The 14,163-nt window shown below is 64.6% G+C and carries 14 protein-coding genes and 2 pseudogenes; 9 read left to right on the top strand and 7 right to left on the bottom strand.

What is annotated here, in order from left to right:
- The 3 genes from pdhA to eno form a co-directional block, all read right to left on the bottom strand.
- Positions 1 to 1,062: a pyruvate dehydrogenase (acetyl-transferring) E1 component subunit alpha gene (gene pdhA / locus BDW16_RS00080; RefSeq protein WP_083954359.1), complete on the bottom strand. Its 1,062-nt coding sequence runs from the start codon at positions 1,060 to 1,062 to the stop codon at positions 1 to 3.
- 105 nt (positions 1,063 to 1,167) lie between these two features.
- Complete coding sequence (locus tag BDW16_RS00075) at positions 1,168 to 1,479, bottom strand: FtsB family cell division protein (RefSeq protein WP_066579857.1); 312 nt, start codon at positions 1,477 to 1,479, stop codon at positions 1,168 to 1,170.
- A gap of 45 nt (positions 1,480 to 1,524) precedes the next feature.
- Complete coding sequence (gene eno / locus BDW16_RS00070) at positions 1,525 to 2,802, bottom strand: phosphopyruvate hydratase (protein ID WP_066579856.1); 1,278 nt, start codon at positions 2,800 to 2,802, stop codon at positions 1,525 to 1,527.
- 144 nt (positions 2,803 to 2,946) lie between these two features.
- Here eno and BDW16_RS00065 point away from each other — a divergent pair, with 144 nt between their 5' ends.
- The 5 genes from BDW16_RS00065 to BDW16_RS00045 all read left to right on the top strand — a co-directional run bounded on the left by BDW16_RS00065 (position 2,947) and on the right by BDW16_RS00045 (position 4,770).
- The gene (locus BDW16_RS00065) at positions 2,947 to 3,432 is read left to right on the top strand and encodes a hypothetical protein (RefSeq protein ID WP_174532068.1); all 486 of its coding nucleotides are present in this window, start codon (positions 2,947 to 2,949) and stop codon (positions 3,430 to 3,432) included.
- A gap of 21 nt (positions 3,433 to 3,453) precedes the next feature.
- Positions 3,454 to 3,807, top strand: coding sequence for a phage holin family protein (locus BDW16_RS00060; RefSeq protein WP_100362667.1), 354 nt, complete (start codon positions 3,454 to 3,456; stop codon positions 3,805 to 3,807).
- Positions 3,804 to 4,139, top strand: a complete 336-nt coding sequence (locus BDW16_RS00055; protein ID WP_066579429.1) for a DUF3618 domain-containing protein — start codon at positions 3,804 to 3,806, stop codon at positions 4,137 to 4,139. The genes BDW16_RS00060 and BDW16_RS00055 overlap by 4 nt, the downstream gene beginning before the upstream one ends.
- Positions 4,136 to 4,471 (top strand): hypothetical protein, encoded by a 336-nt coding sequence (locus BDW16_RS00050; protein WP_066579426.1) that lies wholly within the window; start codon positions 4,136 to 4,138, stop codon positions 4,469 to 4,471. The genes BDW16_RS00055 and BDW16_RS00050 overlap by 4 nt, the downstream gene beginning before the upstream one ends.
- Positions 4,472 to 4,551: 80 nt before the next feature.
- The gene (locus BDW16_RS00045) at positions 4,552 to 4,770 is read left to right on the top strand and encodes a DUF4170 domain-containing protein (RefSeq protein ID WP_066579424.1); all 219 of its coding nucleotides are present in this window, start codon (positions 4,552 to 4,554) and stop codon (positions 4,768 to 4,770) included.
- A 98-nt stretch (positions 4,771 to 4,868) separates the two neighbouring features.
- Here the strand turns inward: BDW16_RS00045 and greA are convergent, their stop codons facing one another.
- The 4 genes from greA to carA all read right to left on the bottom strand — a co-directional run bounded on the left by greA (position 4,869) and on the right by carA (position 10,221).
- Positions 4,869 to 5,345, bottom strand: coding sequence for a transcription elongation factor GreA (greA, locus tag BDW16_RS00040; protein WP_066579422.1), 477 nt, complete (start codon positions 5,343 to 5,345; stop codon positions 4,869 to 4,871).
- Between the two features lie 81 nt (positions 5,346 to 5,426).
- Positions 5,427 to 8,759: a carbamoyl-phosphate synthase large subunit gene (carB, locus tag BDW16_RS00035; protein ID WP_066579420.1), complete on the bottom strand. Its 3,333-nt coding sequence runs from the start codon at positions 8,757 to 8,759 to the stop codon at positions 5,427 to 5,429.
- A complete protein-coding gene (locus BDW16_RS00030) occupies positions 8,759 to 9,052 on the bottom strand; it encodes a hypothetical protein (RefSeq protein WP_066579418.1) in 294 nt (97 codons plus the stop codon). Before BDW16_RS00030 ends, carB begins: the two co-directional genes overlap by 1 nt.
- A complete protein-coding gene (gene carA / locus BDW16_RS00025; RefSeq protein WP_066579414.1) occupies positions 9,049 to 10,221 on the bottom strand; it encodes a glutamine-hydrolyzing carbamoyl-phosphate synthase small subunit in 1,173 nt (390 codons plus the stop codon). The genes BDW16_RS00030 and carA overlap by 4 nt, the downstream gene beginning before the upstream one ends.
- Before the next feature lie 147 nt (positions 10,222 to 10,368).
- Between carA and BDW16_RS00020 the strand changes: the two genes are divergently transcribed.
- The 4 genes and pseudogenes from BDW16_RS00020 to BDW16_RS00005 all read left to right on the top strand — a co-directional run.
- On the top strand, positions 10,369 to 10,821 hold the full coding sequence (locus BDW16_RS00020) for a GatB/YqeY domain-containing protein (protein WP_066579413.1): 453 nt from the start codon (positions 10,369 to 10,371) through the stop codon (positions 10,819 to 10,821).
- A gap of 11 nt (positions 10,822 to 10,832) precedes the next feature.
- Positions 10,833 to 12,032: a hypothetical protein gene (locus BDW16_RS00015; RefSeq protein ID WP_100362666.1), complete on the top strand. Its 1,200-nt coding sequence runs from the start codon at positions 10,833 to 10,835 to the stop codon at positions 12,030 to 12,032.
- A gap of 4 nt (positions 12,033 to 12,036) precedes the next feature.
- A pseudogene (gene dnaG / locus BDW16_RS21875) lies at positions 12,037 to 13,887 on the top strand (DNA primase).
- A 52-nt stretch (positions 13,888 to 13,939) separates the two neighbouring features.
- Positions 13,940 to 14,163: pseudogene (locus tag BDW16_RS00005) on the top strand (RNA polymerase sigma factor region1.1 domain-containing protein); the annotation flags it as partial.

Genomic DNA, 14,163 nt, shown 5'->3' with positions numbered 1-14,163 from the left:
TCAGTACGTCCCCACCAGAACATCGGTATACAATTCGGCCGGATCGGGCTCCGGCGTCTGCTCGGCAAAGTCGGCGGATTCGTTGACCGCCTTGCGGATCTCGGCCTCGATCGCCTTCAGCTCGTCTTCCTTGACGCCCGCGGCTTCGAGTTCCTTCTTCACGCCCTCGATCGGATCGCTGTTGTCGCGCACCGACTGGACCTCGTCGCGCGAGCGGTACTTCGCCGGATCCGACATCGAGTGGCCGCGATAGCGATAGGTCTTCATCTCGAGGATGATCGGGCCCTTGCCCGCGCGCACCCATGCCAGAGCTTCCTCCGCCGCGCCGCGGCACGCCAGCACGTCCATGCCGTCGACCTGGATGCCCGGAATGCGGAAGCTCTCGCCCCGGCGATAGAGCTGGTCCTCGGAAGAGGAGCGGTTGACGCTCGTGCCCATGGCGTACTGGTTGTTCTCGATCACGTAGATGATCGGGAGCTTCCACAGCTCGGCCATGTTGAACGATTCGTAGACCTGGCCCTGGTTCGACGCGCCGTCGCCGAAATAGGCCATCGCGACGCCGCCGTCCTCGTTATACTTGTGCGTAAAGGCGAGGCCGGTGCCGAGCGAGACCTGCGCGCCGACGATACCGTGGCCGCCGTAGAACTTCTTCTCGGTCGAGAACATGTGCATCGACCCGCCCTTGCCGCGCGAAATGCCCGCGGCGCGGCCGGTCAACTCGGCCATGATCTCCTTGGGATCGATGCCGTAGGCGAGCATGTGACCATGATCGCGGTAGCCGGTGATTACCGAGTCCTTCTCGCCATCCAGCGCCGACTGAAGGCCGACCGCGACCGCTTCCTGCCCGATATAGAGGTGGCAGAAGCCGCCGATGAAGCCGAGACCGTAGAGCTGGCCCGCCTTCTCCTCGAAGCGGCGGATGAGCAGCATCTGGCGATAGAATTCCAGCAGCTCCTCTTTCGAGGCCTTGTACCGATCCGGTTCGTTTGGACGTTCACGGTTAGTTACAGCTGGTTCTATTTTACGGCTCTTGGCCGGCGCTTTTGCCACGTTGACCCTCATCCTGGGGAGAGATGGAAGCGGCCCTATAGGCCGGTTATCGACCGGTACGCAATGATGACGCGCGCGTAAGGCTGCGACGGGGCGCAGCCTTACGGTAACCGGTGTTCAATTGAGCGGAACGATCACTTCGTCGGGGTGGACGACGTTGAGCTTCTTGCGCGTCAGCTCGTCCACCATGTCGGGGTCGGCGCCCTTCTGGTTGAGCAAGGCGACGCGGTTGCGCAGCTCGCTGCGCTCCTTCTCGAGCTTGGCGAGCTCACCCTGCTTCACTGCAAGCTGGCGCTTGTAGTCGCCATAGGTGAGCACCCCGTTCGGCCCCAATACCGCCGAGTAGGCGAAGAAGCCCATGAAGATGATCGCAACGGCCGGAAGACCGGCTCGCGTCAGGATCGCCTTGAACGGGGTTGCACGTGCCATAGTTAATTGTCGCCCAACTCGAATCCCCAATCAAGCCCGAAGGTGTCAGGCCCGCAGAATCGATCGGCCAGCATAGACCGCCGCGTCGCCCAGCTCTTCCTCGATGCGGATGAGCTGGTTGTACTTGGCAAGCCGGTCGGAGCGCGCGAGCGAACCCGTCTTGATCTGGCCGCAGTTGGTCGCCACCGCGAGATCGGCGATGGTCGCATCCTCGGTCTCGCCCGAACGGTGCGACATCACAGCGGTGTAGGACGAACGCTGCGCCAGGCTCACCGCCTCGAGCGTCTCGGTCAGCGTCCCGATCTGGTTGACCTTGACCAGCAGCGAGTTGGCGTACCCGCCGTCGATGCCGCGCTTCAGGCGCTTCGGGTTGGTCACGAACAGGTCGTCGCCGACCAGCTGCACCTTGCCGCCGAGCTTGTCGGTCAGCAGCTTCCAGCCATCCCAGTCATCCTCGGCCATGCCGTCCTCGATCGAGAAGATCGGGTAGTTCGCGCACAGGCCCGCGAGGAAATCGGCATTCTCGGCCGAGGAGAAGGTCTTGCCCTCGCCCACCATCTTGTAGGCGCCGTCGCGATAATATTCGGTCGCGGCGCAATCGAGCGCCAGCATCACATCGTCGCCCGGCGTGTAGCCGGCCGCCTCGATGCTCGACATGATGAAGTCGAGCGCGTCGGTGGTCGATGCGATGTTCGGCGCGAAGCCGCCCTCGTCGCCCACGCCGGTCGCCAGACCCTTGTCGTGCAGCTTCTTCTTGAGCGTATGGAAGATCTCGGCGCCGCACCGAACTGCTTCGGCGATGCTGTCCGCGCCCACCGGCACGATCATGAATTCCTGGAAGTCGATCGGATTGTCGGCATGCTCGCCGCCGTTGATGATGTTCATCATCGGCACCGGCAGGACATGAGCCGAGACGCCGCCGACATAGCGGTAGAGCGGCAGGCCGCGCGCATCCGCCGCTGCCTTGGCGACCGCAAGGCTGACGCCCAGAATCGCGTTGGCGCCCAGCCGGCCCTTGTTCTCGGTGCCGTCCAGCTCGATCATCGCGTGATCGATATCGGCCTGATCCTCAGCGTCGAGGCCGACAATCTCCTCGGCGATCGCGCTGTTCACGCCCTCGATCGCCTCGAGCACGCCCTTGCCAAGGTAGACGCTCTTGTCGCCGTCGCGCTTTTCGACCGCCTCATGTGCGCCGGTCGAGGCCCCTGAAGGGACTGCCGCGCGGCCGAAGCTGCCGTCCTCGAGCAGCACATCGACCTCCACCGTGGGATTGCCGCGGCTGTCAAGAATCTGGCGCGCATGGATGTCGATGATTGCGGTCACGAAATGGTCTCCCTACCTTGGGGGCTGACAGTGTCGCGCGGGCCTCTATCCCGTTCGGCGCCGCCGGGCAAATCATGTAACGGATGGAACCGTCCGTCTGCGCCGTGGTTGATCCGGAGAAGCTAACGGAAGGGATTTTGAGCGATGGCGGACGAGACGAATTCGATCGACGAAGGCGGCACGCTGATCGCAGGTGAAGCCAAGCGCGGCGCTGCCGAAAAGGTGCGTGAAGAGGCCGGCAAGCTTGCTGGCCAGGCTGGCGACAAGGCGCGGGCCTTTGCCGATACGGGCAAGGAAAAGGCGAGCGGCGCGCTCGACGGCTTCTCGGACCTGATGCGCGACGCCGCCGGATCGGTCGACGAGAAGCTCGGCGAGCAATATGGCCAGTACGCCCGCTCTGCCGCCGACCAGATTTCGGGCTTCGCCGAATCGCTGCGCGGGAAGCAGGTCGATGACCTGATCGACGACGCGCGCGAGTTCGTGAAGAAAAGCCCTGCAGTTGCGGTCGGCATCGCCGCGGGCGTCGGCTTCGTGCTCGCACGGCTTCTCAAGTCCGGTCTCGATGCTGCGGGCGACCTTGCGGACAAGGGTGCTCCTGACGACGCCGGTTCCGGCAAACCCAAAGCCTGATCGCCGGTTCCGGGGGGTCAGGTGGACGAACGTCACGAGCCGGATGATGAGGAAGGCATCGGCACGCTGATCGCGCGCGCGGTCGGCGATGGGCGAGCTTATGCAGAAGCTGAACTCGCCTATTGGCGGGCGCTGGCACTCGACCGGCTAGCCGACGCGCGCGCCGCCGCGATCTTCGCGGTTGCCGTGCTGCTCCTGGCACAGGCCGCAGCGATCGCGTTGATCGTCGGTTTCGTGATGATCCTGACGCCCTATGTCGGCCCCGGCCTCGCCACGCTGATCGTGGTGCTGGTTGCGACTGGAACGGCAGGCTTGTTCGCTCGAGCCGCACTCCGCCGCTTCCGGCGGGCGACCCGGCCCAAGGACGCACCATGAGCGACGACCAGCTTCCCGTCTCGCTGCTTGAGGCCCGTGCACGCTCGCAGAACGCGCGGCAGCGGCTGCTGGGTACGCTCGACGAGATGCAGGGCAAGCTCAATCCTGTGACATTGGCGCAGGACGCGGTCGAGAATGTCGCGGGCCGACTGATGCGCGACAGCGTTCAGGCGGTCCGCGCCCGCCCCAGGGCGATCGCCGCTGCCGCCGGCCTTGCGGTCCTGTTCATGGCGCGAAAACCGTTGGCCAAGCTTCTGTGGTCCGGCACCAAGCGTGCAACCGCGGCGGGCGCGAAGAGTTTGAAACGTTCGAAGAAAGGATCCAGCAAATGACCGAAACGAACGGAGCTTCCGGCCGCCGTCAGCGCCCGGGTAACAAGATCGAGAACAATCCGCTGGCACTGGTCGCGGGCGGCGTGGCCCTGGGCGTGGTGATCGGCGCGCTGCTGCCGCGCCTGGCCAAGGAAAAGGAGCTGCTCGCCCCCGTCGGCAAGCGCATTGCCGAGGGCGCCAGTGCCGCGGCTGCGGCGGCGCGGGACGTGGGCAAGGCGGAGATCGACGCCCTGCTTCCTCAGCGCGACGCCGCGAAGGATCAGATCGGCAGGATCATCGGCAACGCCTTCACAGCGGCCAAGGATGCGGCAACCGCGAAGACCGACGCCTGACGACTTTGTCTGAACGACACTTGAGTGGGGTGCGGCCTGCGGGTTAAGGCGCCTGGGATAGCCAATCCCCAGGAGTTCCCATGAGCAAGCTGCACCTCGTCTTCGGCGGCCGCGTGACCGATCCGATGACGCTCGATTTCCAGGACCCGACCAAGCTCGACGTCGTCGGCATCTTTCCGGATTATGCCAGCGCGGAAAAGGCATGGCGCGGCGCAGCACAGCGCACGGTCGATGATGCCGAGATGAAATATGTGGTGGTGCACCTGCACCGCCTGATGGAACCGGACCAGCAGGCTTGATCTCGTAGTCCGCACCCCAGCGAAAGCTGGGGTCTTTCACGGCGAAGCGACGGACTTGCCTTGCGCCGCCCCAGCTCTCGCTGGGGCGGCGGCAAATCTCAAATAAACTCGATCTTGCTGACTTCGTACCAGCGGTCCCCCGCGGGCACGGTCACTTCGACCTCGTCGCCGACGCTCTTGCCGATCAGCGCGCGGCCGATCGGCGAATTGTAGCTGATCCGGCCGGTCTTCACGTCCGCTTCGGCGAGGCCGACGATCTGGTAGCGGATCGACTTCTCGTCCTCGTCCAGCAGCGTCACCGTGGCGCCGAACACGATCTTGTCGCCCGAAAGCTCCTTCGGATCGATGATCTGCGCGCGCGACAGCTTGTCCTCGATGTCGGCGATGGTCGCCTCATTCTGGCCCTGCTGCTCCTTGGCCGCGTGGTATTCGGCGTTTTCCGAAAGGTCGCCATGCGCTCGCGCCTCCTCGATCGCATCCACGATCAGGGGTCGTTCGGCTTTGAGGCGCTTCAGTTCCGCCGAGAGCTTCTCATAGCCCTCCTGGAGCATCGGCATCTTTTCGACCGTCGCCATCGCATTTCGTCCTTCGTCAAAACCCCTTTCCCCGGCGCGCCTGAATTGGCTCGCCCGCACCCTAACCTTCGTTGTGGGGGATCAATTGTGCGATTGCGAATAGTAGGACTGCAACGGGCGGACTTCAAGGGACTGGACCGCAAGTGCAGCAATTGCCCGCGCCGCCGCCACGCTCGCCGGGGCGGTGGTGAAGTACGGAATCTTGAGCGACAGCGCCGACGCACGGATCGATTCGCTATCCTTGAGCGACTGCCAGCCTTCGGTGGTGTTGAAGATCAGCGCGATGTCGCCATCGACGATGCGGTCGACGATGTGCGGACGGCCCTGGGCGACCTTGTTGACGCGCTCGACCGGTACGCCATTGGCCTCCAGATAGTCCGCGGTGCCGCCGGTCGCGACGATGGAAAAGCCCTGTTCGACCAGGATACGCACGCCCGGCAGCACCACCGGCTTGTCGCCGTCCTTGACGCTCACGAACACGCGGCCCTCGGTCGGCAAGGTCATGCCGGCACCGAGTTGCGACTTGGCGAAGGCGATCGGGAAATCGCTGTCGATTCCCATCACTTCGCCCGTGGACTTCATTTCCGGTGACAGCACCGGATCGACGCCCGGGAACTTGTTGAACGGGAACACCGCCTCCTTCACCGCGACATAGTCGATGTCGCGATCGATCTTCGGCAGGTCCTTGAGCTTCTCGCCCGCCATCACCCGGCTCGCGATCTTCGCGATGGGCGCGCCGATCGCCTTGGCGACGAACGGCACGGTGCGCGACGCACGCGGATTGACCTCGATCAGGTAGACTTCGCCGTCCTTGACCGCGAACTGGATGTTCATCAGCCCCTTGACGTTCAACCCGCGCGCCAGCGCCTCGGTCTGGCGCTCGATCTCGGCGATGATCTGCGCCGACAGCGAGTAAGGCGGGATCGAGCAGGCGCTGTCGCCCGAATGGACGCCCGCTTCCTCGATATGCTGGAGCACGCCCGCGACCACGACATCGTCGCCGTCCGCGATCGCGTCCACATCCACCTCGACCGCATCGCGCAGATACTGGTCGATCAGCACGGGGGCGTCGCCCGACACCTGAACCGCGGTCTGGATGTAATGATCGAGCTGCTCGACCGTATCGACGATCTCCATCGCCCGGCCACCCAGCACATAGGACGGCCGCGTCAGCACAGGGTAACCGATCCGCTCGGCCACCGCGATCGCCTCTTCCCGGCTGCGCGCGATGCCGTTGGCGGGCTGTTTGAGGCCGAGCTTCGACACCAGATCGGCAAAGCGCTCGCGATCCTCGGCCAGATCGATCGCGTCAGGCGAGGTGCCGAGGATCGGGATCCCCGCCGCCTCCAGCGCGCGCGCCAGGTTGAGCGGAGTCTGCCCGCCGAACTGCACGATCACGCCGAGCAATTCGCCCTTCGACTGCTCGACATGCAGGATCTCCAGCACGTCCTCGGCCGTCAGCGGCTCGAAATAGAGGCGGTCCGACGTGTCATAGTCGGTGCTGACCGTTTCCGGGTTGCAGTTGACCATGATCGTCTCGAACCCGGCGTCCGACAGCGCGAAGCATGCGTGGCAGCAGCAATAGTCGAACTCGATCCCCTGCCCGATCCTGTTCGGACCGCCACCCAGGATCACGATCTTCCTGCGATCCGAAACCTGGCTCTCGCACTCGGGCTCGCCGAAGCTCGGCGCTTCATAGGTCGAGTACATGTACGGCGTCTTGGCATCGAACTCGGCCGCGCAGGTGTCGATCCGCTTGAACACCGGGCGTACGCCGAGCTTGTGGCGGTGCGCACGCACATCGGCCTCGGTCACGCCGCCGGTCATCGCCTTGACGACTTCGCCGATCAGCCCCGAAGAGCGCGCCATCGCCCCCGCGCCCTCGCGCAGATTGGCCGATTGCAGCGCCAGCCAGGCCAGCCGCTTGTCGGAAAAGCCCATCGACTTGAGCTTGCGCATCCCCGCCGCGTCCTGCGGCAGGCCATTGGTAGCGACCTCGGTCTCGGCGCGGACGATCTCTGCCATCCGCTCAAGGAACCACGGGTCGTATTTGGTGAGCGCATGAACCTCGGCGACGGTGAAGCCTTCGCGCAGCGCCTGCGCCGCGATCAGCAGCCGGTCGGGCGAGCGGATCGCCAGCGCCGCCTCGATCTCGTCGCGCGGCGCGCCGGCGAGATGATCGACATTGTTGAAGCCGCTGAGGCCCGTTTCGAGGCCGCGCAGCGCTTTCTGCATCGATTCATGGATGTTGCGGCCGATCGCCATCACCTCGCCGACCGACTTCATCGCGGTGCCGAGCGTCGCCTCGGCGCCCTTGAACTTCTCGAACGCGAAGCGCGGGATCTTGGTGACGACATAGTCGATCGTCGGCTCGAAGCTCGCCGGGGTCGCGCCGGTGATGTCGTTCTCGATCTCGTCGAGCGTGTAGCCCACCGCCAGCTTGGCCGCGACCTTGGCGATCGGGAAGCCGGTCGCCTTCGACGCCAGCGCCGAGGAGCGCGACACGCGCGGGTTCATCTCGATCACGATCAGGCGGCCGTCCTTCGGATTCACCGCGAACTGCACGTTCGAACCGCCGGTTTCGACGCCAATTTCCCGGAGCACCGCGATCGATGCGTTGCGCATGATCTGGTATTCCTTGTCGGTCAGCGTCAGCGCCGGCGCGACGGTGATCGAATCCCCGGTATGGGTGCCCATCGCGTCGATATTCTCGATCGAACAGATGATGATGGCGTTGTCGTTGCGATCCCGCACGACCTCCATCTCATATTCCTTCCAGCCGAGCAGCGATTCCTCGATCAGCACCTCGGTCGTCGGCGACAGGTCGAGGCCGCTGCGGACGATGGTGAGGAATTCCTCGCGGTTGTAGGCGATGCCGCCGCCCGAGCCGCCCATGGTGAAGCTGGGACGGATGATCGCGGGCAGGCCGACCTTCTCCAGCGCCGCCAGCGCATCGGCCTCGCTGTGCGCGATCGCCGAGCGGGCCGATTCCAGCCCGATCTTGGTCATCGCGTCCTTGAACTTCAGCCGATCCTCGGCCTTGTCGATCGCCTCGGCATCCGCGCCGATCATGATGCAGCCGAACTTCTCCAGCGTGCCGTCGTTCGCCAGCGCCAGCGCGGTGTTGAGCGCGGTCTGACCACCCATCGTCGGCAGGACGGCGTCGGGCCGCTCCTTCTCGATGATCTTGGCGACCACCGCCGGCGTGATCGGCTCGACATAGGTCGCGTCGGCCAGCTCGGGATCGGTCATGATCGTCGCCGGGTTCGAATTGACCAGGACGATGCGATAGCCCTCTTCCTTGAGCGCCTTGATCGCCTGCGTGCCCGAATAGTCGAACTCGCACGCCTGACCGATCACGATGGGACCGGCGCCGATGACGAGGATGGAGGAGATGTCGGTGCGTTTGGGCATTATTGCTTCTTTTCAGGGCGATTAGGGTAAAGGCGCGCATGCCGGGTCGATCTCGCCTTGGCCATGCAGGCCACTTGGCTATCCGTCGCCATCGGCGGCAGAATCACGGTGAAACGCCAAGCATCTGCAATGATTTTGAGGCCATCGTCAGGCTCCGGGCCAAAGGTCACCGTCAGGCCACAAGTTTGCGCGTCGCTATTAATGATTTGGGTGACCTGCGGGCAGGCGCCGGCTCGCGTCGAACAGGTCACCACTTCGGGATCAGCCAGCAACGCTGCTGCCAGAAGAATCACGCCGGTTGCCCCAACATCCCCACAAACCGCTCGAACAGATAGAAACTATCCTGCGGCCCCGGGCTCGCCTCGGGGTGGTACTGCACGCTGAACGCGCGGCCGCCGTCGATCTCGATCCCGCAATTGCTGCCGTCGAACAGCGAGACATGGGTCTCGGTCACATTCGCGGGCAAAGTCGCGCGATCGATCGCGAAGCCATGGTTCATGCTGGTGATCTCGACCGCGCCGTCGCTGAGGCGCTTGACCGGGTGGTTGGCGCCGCGATGGCCCTGGAACATCTTGGTGGTCTGCGCACCGACTGCGAGGCCGAGCAGCTGGTGGCCAAGGCAGATGCCGAACAGCGGCTTCTTGGTCTCCAGCAGCTCGCGGATCACCGGTACCGCATATTCGCCGGTCGCCGCGGGATCGCCCGGGCCGTTCGACAGAAAGATGCCGTCAGGGTTGAAGCTCAGCACCTGCTCGGCGGTCGCGGTGGCGGGCAGCACCGTCACCTTGGCGCCGGCCTGAACCAGATTGCGGAAGATGTTGTGCTTCGACCCATAATCGATCGCCACGACATGCGGGCGGCCATCCTCGGCACCCTCTTCACCATAGCCGAAGCCGAGCCGCCACACACCGCCTTCCCAGCCGAAATGCGTCTCGGTGGTGACGGTGATGGCGAGGTCCATGCCCTCGAGCCCAGGCCAGGCGCGCGCTCGCTCGAGCAGCCAGGGAATGTCGAACTCGCCGCTCGCCGAATGGGCGATCACGCCGTTGGGCGCGCCCTGCCCGCGGATGCGGCGAGTCAGCGCGCGGGTGTCGATCCCGGCAAGACCGATGCGGTCATGCTGCTTCATCCAGTCGTCGAGCCGCTCGACGCTGCGGAAGTTGCTCGGCTCGGTCACGTCCTCGCGCACGATCATGCCGAGCGCATGGGGATTGTCCGCCTCGACATCGTCGGGGTTGGCGCCGACATTGCCGATATGGGGGAAGGTGAAGCAGATCATCTGGCCCGCGAAGGACGGGTCGGTCATGATCTCCTGATAGCCGGTCATCGCGGTGTGGAAGCAGACTTCGCCCGCGGCATGGCCCTCGGCCCCGAATCCACGCCCCCAGATCACTTCGCCCGACGCAAGAACAAGAACGCCTGTAGCTCCTTCAGGCACGGTAAAAGGCGTCGCGTCGGCCATTATGAGAGGGCGCTCCTACAGGGGTTTCCGGCAATGTGTGCTAAGGCCCGCCCGCTAGACCCCTCCCCCCAATTCGTCAACCCTCGCGTCGGACGGCTGCGGGGTCTAAGGCCGGATAATTCCGATTCACCTGTGGGTAGAGACAAAATGATCCGCGACGATATCCAGGCTGCCGTCATCACCGCCATGAAGAGCGGCGACAAGGAAGGCACGGCCGCCATCCGCCTGATCCAGAGCGCGATCAAGAATCGCGACATCGAGGTGCGGACCCAGGGCCCGGTCACCGATGACGACGCGCTGGTGGTCGAGGTCCTTCAGAAGATGGTCAAGCAACGTCGCGAGTCGATCGAGATGTTCGAAAAGGGCGGGCGCCAGGAGCTTGCCGACAAGGAGAAGGCCGAAGTCGCGGTGATCGAGCGGTTCCTCCCGGCGCAAATGAGCGAAGCGGAGACCAGCGCGGCGATCGAGGCGATCAAGGCCGAGCTGGGCGCATCGGGCATGAAAGACATGGGTAGGGTGATGGCGGAGCTGAAGGCGCGCCACGCCAGCCAGCTCGACATGAGCAAGGCGTCGGGGCTGGTGAAAGCGGCGCTCAGCTAAAAGAGGGGCAAATGGGGGTTTCGCACAAATCAATCGTCATAGCGCTGACGGTGCTTCCGCTCTTGTCGGGCTTTTCGGTCAGCCCGGCCTTTGCGCAATCGACACAGGCGTCTTTGATCAATCCGATGCGCCACTTCATGTTTCATGCGCCGGGAGTGTCGGAGGAGACCGCGCTTGCCGATTACCGTTTCTGTGCGGAGCAGGCGCTTCCAGTGCTCTCGCTCAACGACATGATCGGCAACAACAAGGGCATTCTCGGCAACTACATGGGCGGAAAGGATCGCCGCGACATGCGTGCAGCCGTCATGCGGCGTTGCATGCACGCGCACGGCTATGATCGCTATGCCATGCAACCGGACGCATGGGACGCGATCGTCGGAAAGGGCGACATGGCCGTCGTCGATGACGGGTTGAACGAACCGGCACTGCAGAAATTTGCGGCACTCGCGGCTTCCGCACGGCCTGGTGAAGAAAAGGCTGGCTCCATGAAACGCGCACTTCTCCTGCTCGCGGCTCTCGGAACGGCTCTGGTTATTCCGGCCGCGAATGCGACCAAGCCCGTCAAGCCGAACGAGCTCAAGGTCGACCATCAGCTGGGCTACATCGTGATTGCCGTTCATCCGCAATCCGACATCCCTTTCATCTATCTCAACCGCCTGGATCCGACGACCGGGAAGCTGGTCTGGAAATATGGCCTGGGCTCTCCGGGTTCGAGCAAGAATCTCGATGTGGCCCAGATCACCAAGGGTCGCGCATGGGCGACCAACGCGCATGGCTCCTTCTTCGTCATCCCGGTTACCCCGGGGCGATGGGTGATCGGCGGAACCGGAGATCATGGCGGGGAAACCGCGCTCTCGCTGGGGTCTTACGGGTTCGATATCGAACCGGCAAGTTCACCTATGTCGGCCGGGTCAGCGGAAGCTGGGAAACGGCAAGGCAAAGGATACGCGGTTGCAGGCCGCCAAACTGTCCGACGACCTTGTCCGTTTCGGAACGTTGATGAACATCGTCATGTCGTTCACGATCGTGCACGACGAACCAAACGCTTCGGATGCCATCCCAGCCGACCTGCAGGCACGCGGCGTGACAATCGCCCCGATCATAGCCGATGTCCGGTTCGACAATGCCTTCCGGGGTCTGGTCAGCCGGGCCGCCGATCTGCCTCCCATTCGCTCCCGTGCCGCGGAGGCACCCTGAACATGCTGTACTGAGGGAATGAGTCTCACCCCCGCCTTTCTCGACGAACTGCGCACGCGCACCACGCTGTCCGCCCTGATCGGGCGCAGCGTGAAGATCACGCGCGCGGGGCGGGAGTGGAAGGCGTGCTGCCCGTTCCATAACGAGAAGACGCCGTCGTTCACGATCAACGACGACAAGGGCTTCTACCATTTGCTTCGGCTGCGGCGCGCATGGCGACGCGATCCGGTGGATGACCGATCAGCAGGGCCTGCCTTTCATGGATGCGGTGAAGGAACTCGCCGCCGCAGCGGAATGGACGTGCCTCAGGCCGATCCGCGCGCCGCGGAGAAGGCGGAAAAGGCCAAGGGCCTGCACGAAGCGATGGCCGATGCGGCCAGATTCTACGTCGATCAACTCCACGGGCTCGCCGGGGCGGAGGCGCGCGCGCTGCTCGAGCGGCGGCGGATCACCGCAGATACGGCGCGCGACTTCGGCATGGGGTTCGCGCCGGATTCGCGCAGCAAATTGCGCGAGACGCTCAAAGCCTATGGCGACCCGATGCTGGTCGAGGCCGGGATGCTGATCCAGGTCGAGGGCAAGGAGCCGTACGATCGGTTCCGCGGCCGGCTGATGATCCCGATCAAGGATGCGCGCGGCCGGGTGATCGCGTTCGGCGGCCGCATCATCGGCGAGGGCGAGCCCAAATATCTGAATTCGCCCGAGACCCCGCTCTTCGACAAGGGGCGCACGCTCTACAATCTCGATCGCGCCCAGGCCGCGTCGCGCAAGACCGGGCGGGTGATCGCGGTCGAAGGCTATATGGACGTGATCGCGCTGGCGCAGGCGGGGTTCGGGAGGCGGTGGCGCCGCTCGGTACGGCGCTGACCGAGCATCAGCTGGAGCGGCTGTGGCGGATGGCGGACATTCCACTGCTCGCGTTCGATGGCGACGCGGCGGGACAGAAGGCGGCGATGCGGGCGGCGCATCGCGCCCTGCCCCATCTGGCGCCCGGCCGCAGCCTTGCCTTTGTCACCCTGCCCAACGGCCAGGACCCCGACGATCTCGTCCGTTCCGCGGGCCCGCAGGCGTTCGAGGCACTGCTTCAGGCCGCCCAGCCGCTCGCCGACCGTATCTGGCAGCACGAGCTTGCCGCCGAACCGCTGGAGACGCCCGAGGCGCGTGCGGGCCTCAAACGCCGCCTGTCCGATCTTGCGGCGACGATCCAGGACGGCAATGTCCGCCACGAATACATTACCGAGTTCCGCAATCGTTGCGACGCCATTTCGCCCCTGCACCGCGCCTTTCACGCCGCGCGCGCAGGGAGGCCGCGCGCCTGGCCGCTCCGGCCAGCGCTGGCAGCCGCCCGAACCGCCCCCCGGCCCGGCCACACAGGCGGTGGGTGCGACCGGGATCGACCGCGTTCTCGCCAAGGCGGTGCTCGCCGGTCTGATCCGCCATCCGGCAGAGATCGCCCGTCACATGGAGACACTCTCCAGCCTTCGTGTCGCCGACGGCGCACTGGGCCGGCTGTTCGAGGCCGTGATCGATGTCGCCCTTGAAGATCAGGCGCTTGATACCGCTCGCCTGCGCACCATATTGGCGGCGTCCGGTTTTGATCAGATAGCTGCGGAACTGCTCCGCGCCGACGCGCTTCGCTTCACCTTCACGCAGAAAGAGTGGGACGCGGAACGGGCGGCGCTCGATCTTGGCGAAGCGATCGCGGTGCTTGTCGCAAGGCCGCAGGTCGATGCTGCGTTGGCAGAGGCAACCGCTGCGGTTCAGGCGCGTTTCAGCGACGAAGCGTTCGATCGTCAGGTAGCGCTGGTACGGCGCAAGGCGGAGCTTGAGACGCGACTCGCGAATCTGATGCTTGCGGACGAGGCATAATTCAGGAATAGGCGGCGTATAATAGCCGCCATCCGGTTTTCGAAGGTAATCGATGGCAAAGGCAATCATGGCAGACGACGGGGATACGACCGAGACCGGCGATGCGCCGCTGATCGATCTCAACGAAGGCTCATCAAGAAGCTGGTCGCCCGCGCCAAGAAGCGCGGTTACATCACCGTCGATCAGCTCAACGAAATGCTCCGCAGGATCAGTTCACGACCGACCAGATCGAAGACGTGATGTCGGCGCTGTCCGACATGGGCGTCAATGTCGTCG

Source organism: Sphingomonas koreensis (genome assembly GCF_002797435.1).
GTDB lineage: Bacteria > Pseudomonadota > Alphaproteobacteria > Sphingomonadales > Sphingomonadaceae > Sphingomonas > Sphingomonas koreensis.
The sequence above is the reverse complement of the archived record's forward strand: the minus strand, read 5'-3'. Positions and strand labels throughout refer to the sequence as shown.

What these genes read in the sequence shown, in the direction of transcription:
- BDW16_RS00075 (WP_066579857.1), bottom strand. Translation starts at nt 1,479, where the DNA reads ATGGCACGTGCAACCCCGTTCAAGGCGATCCTGACGCGAGCCGGTCTT.
- BDW16_RS00020 (WP_066579413.1), top strand. Translation starts at nt 10,369, where the DNA reads ATGATCCGCGACGATATCCAGGCTGCCGTCATCACCGCCATGAAGAGC.
- BDW16_RS00065 (WP_174532068.1), top strand. Translation starts at nt 2,947, where the DNA reads ATGGCGGACGAGACGAATTCGATCGACGAAGGCGGCACGCTGATCGCA.
- BDW16_RS00015 (WP_100362666.1), top strand. Translation starts at nt 10,833, where the DNA reads ATGGGGGTTTCGCACAAATCAATCGTCATAGCGCTGACGGTGCTTCCG.
- carB (WP_066579420.1), bottom strand. Translation starts at nt 8,759, where the DNA reads ATGCCCAAACGCACCGACATCTCCTCCATCCTCGTCATCGGCGCCGGT.
- BDW16_RS00055 (WP_066579429.1), top strand. Translation starts at nt 3,804, where the DNA reads ATGAGCGACGACCAGCTTCCCGTCTCGCTGCTTGAGGCCCGTGCACGC.
- greA (WP_066579422.1), bottom strand. Translation starts at nt 5,345, where the DNA reads ATGGCGACGGTCGAAAAGATGCCGATGCTCCAGGAGGGCTATGAGAAG.
- pdhA (WP_083954359.1), bottom strand. Translation starts at nt 1,062, where the DNA reads ATGAGGGTCAACGTGGCAAAAGCGCCGGCCAAGAGCCGTAAAATAGAA.
- BDW16_RS00050 (WP_066579426.1), top strand. Translation starts at nt 4,136, where the DNA reads ATGACCGAAACGAACGGAGCTTCCGGCCGCCGTCAGCGCCCGGGTAAC.
- BDW16_RS00045 (WP_066579424.1), top strand. Translation starts at nt 4,552, where the DNA reads ATGAGCAAGCTGCACCTCGTCTTCGGCGGCCGCGTGACCGATCCGATG.
- carA (WP_066579414.1), bottom strand. Translation starts at nt 10,221, where the DNA reads ATGGCCGACGCGACGCCTTTTACCGTGCCTGAAGGAGCTACAGGCGTT.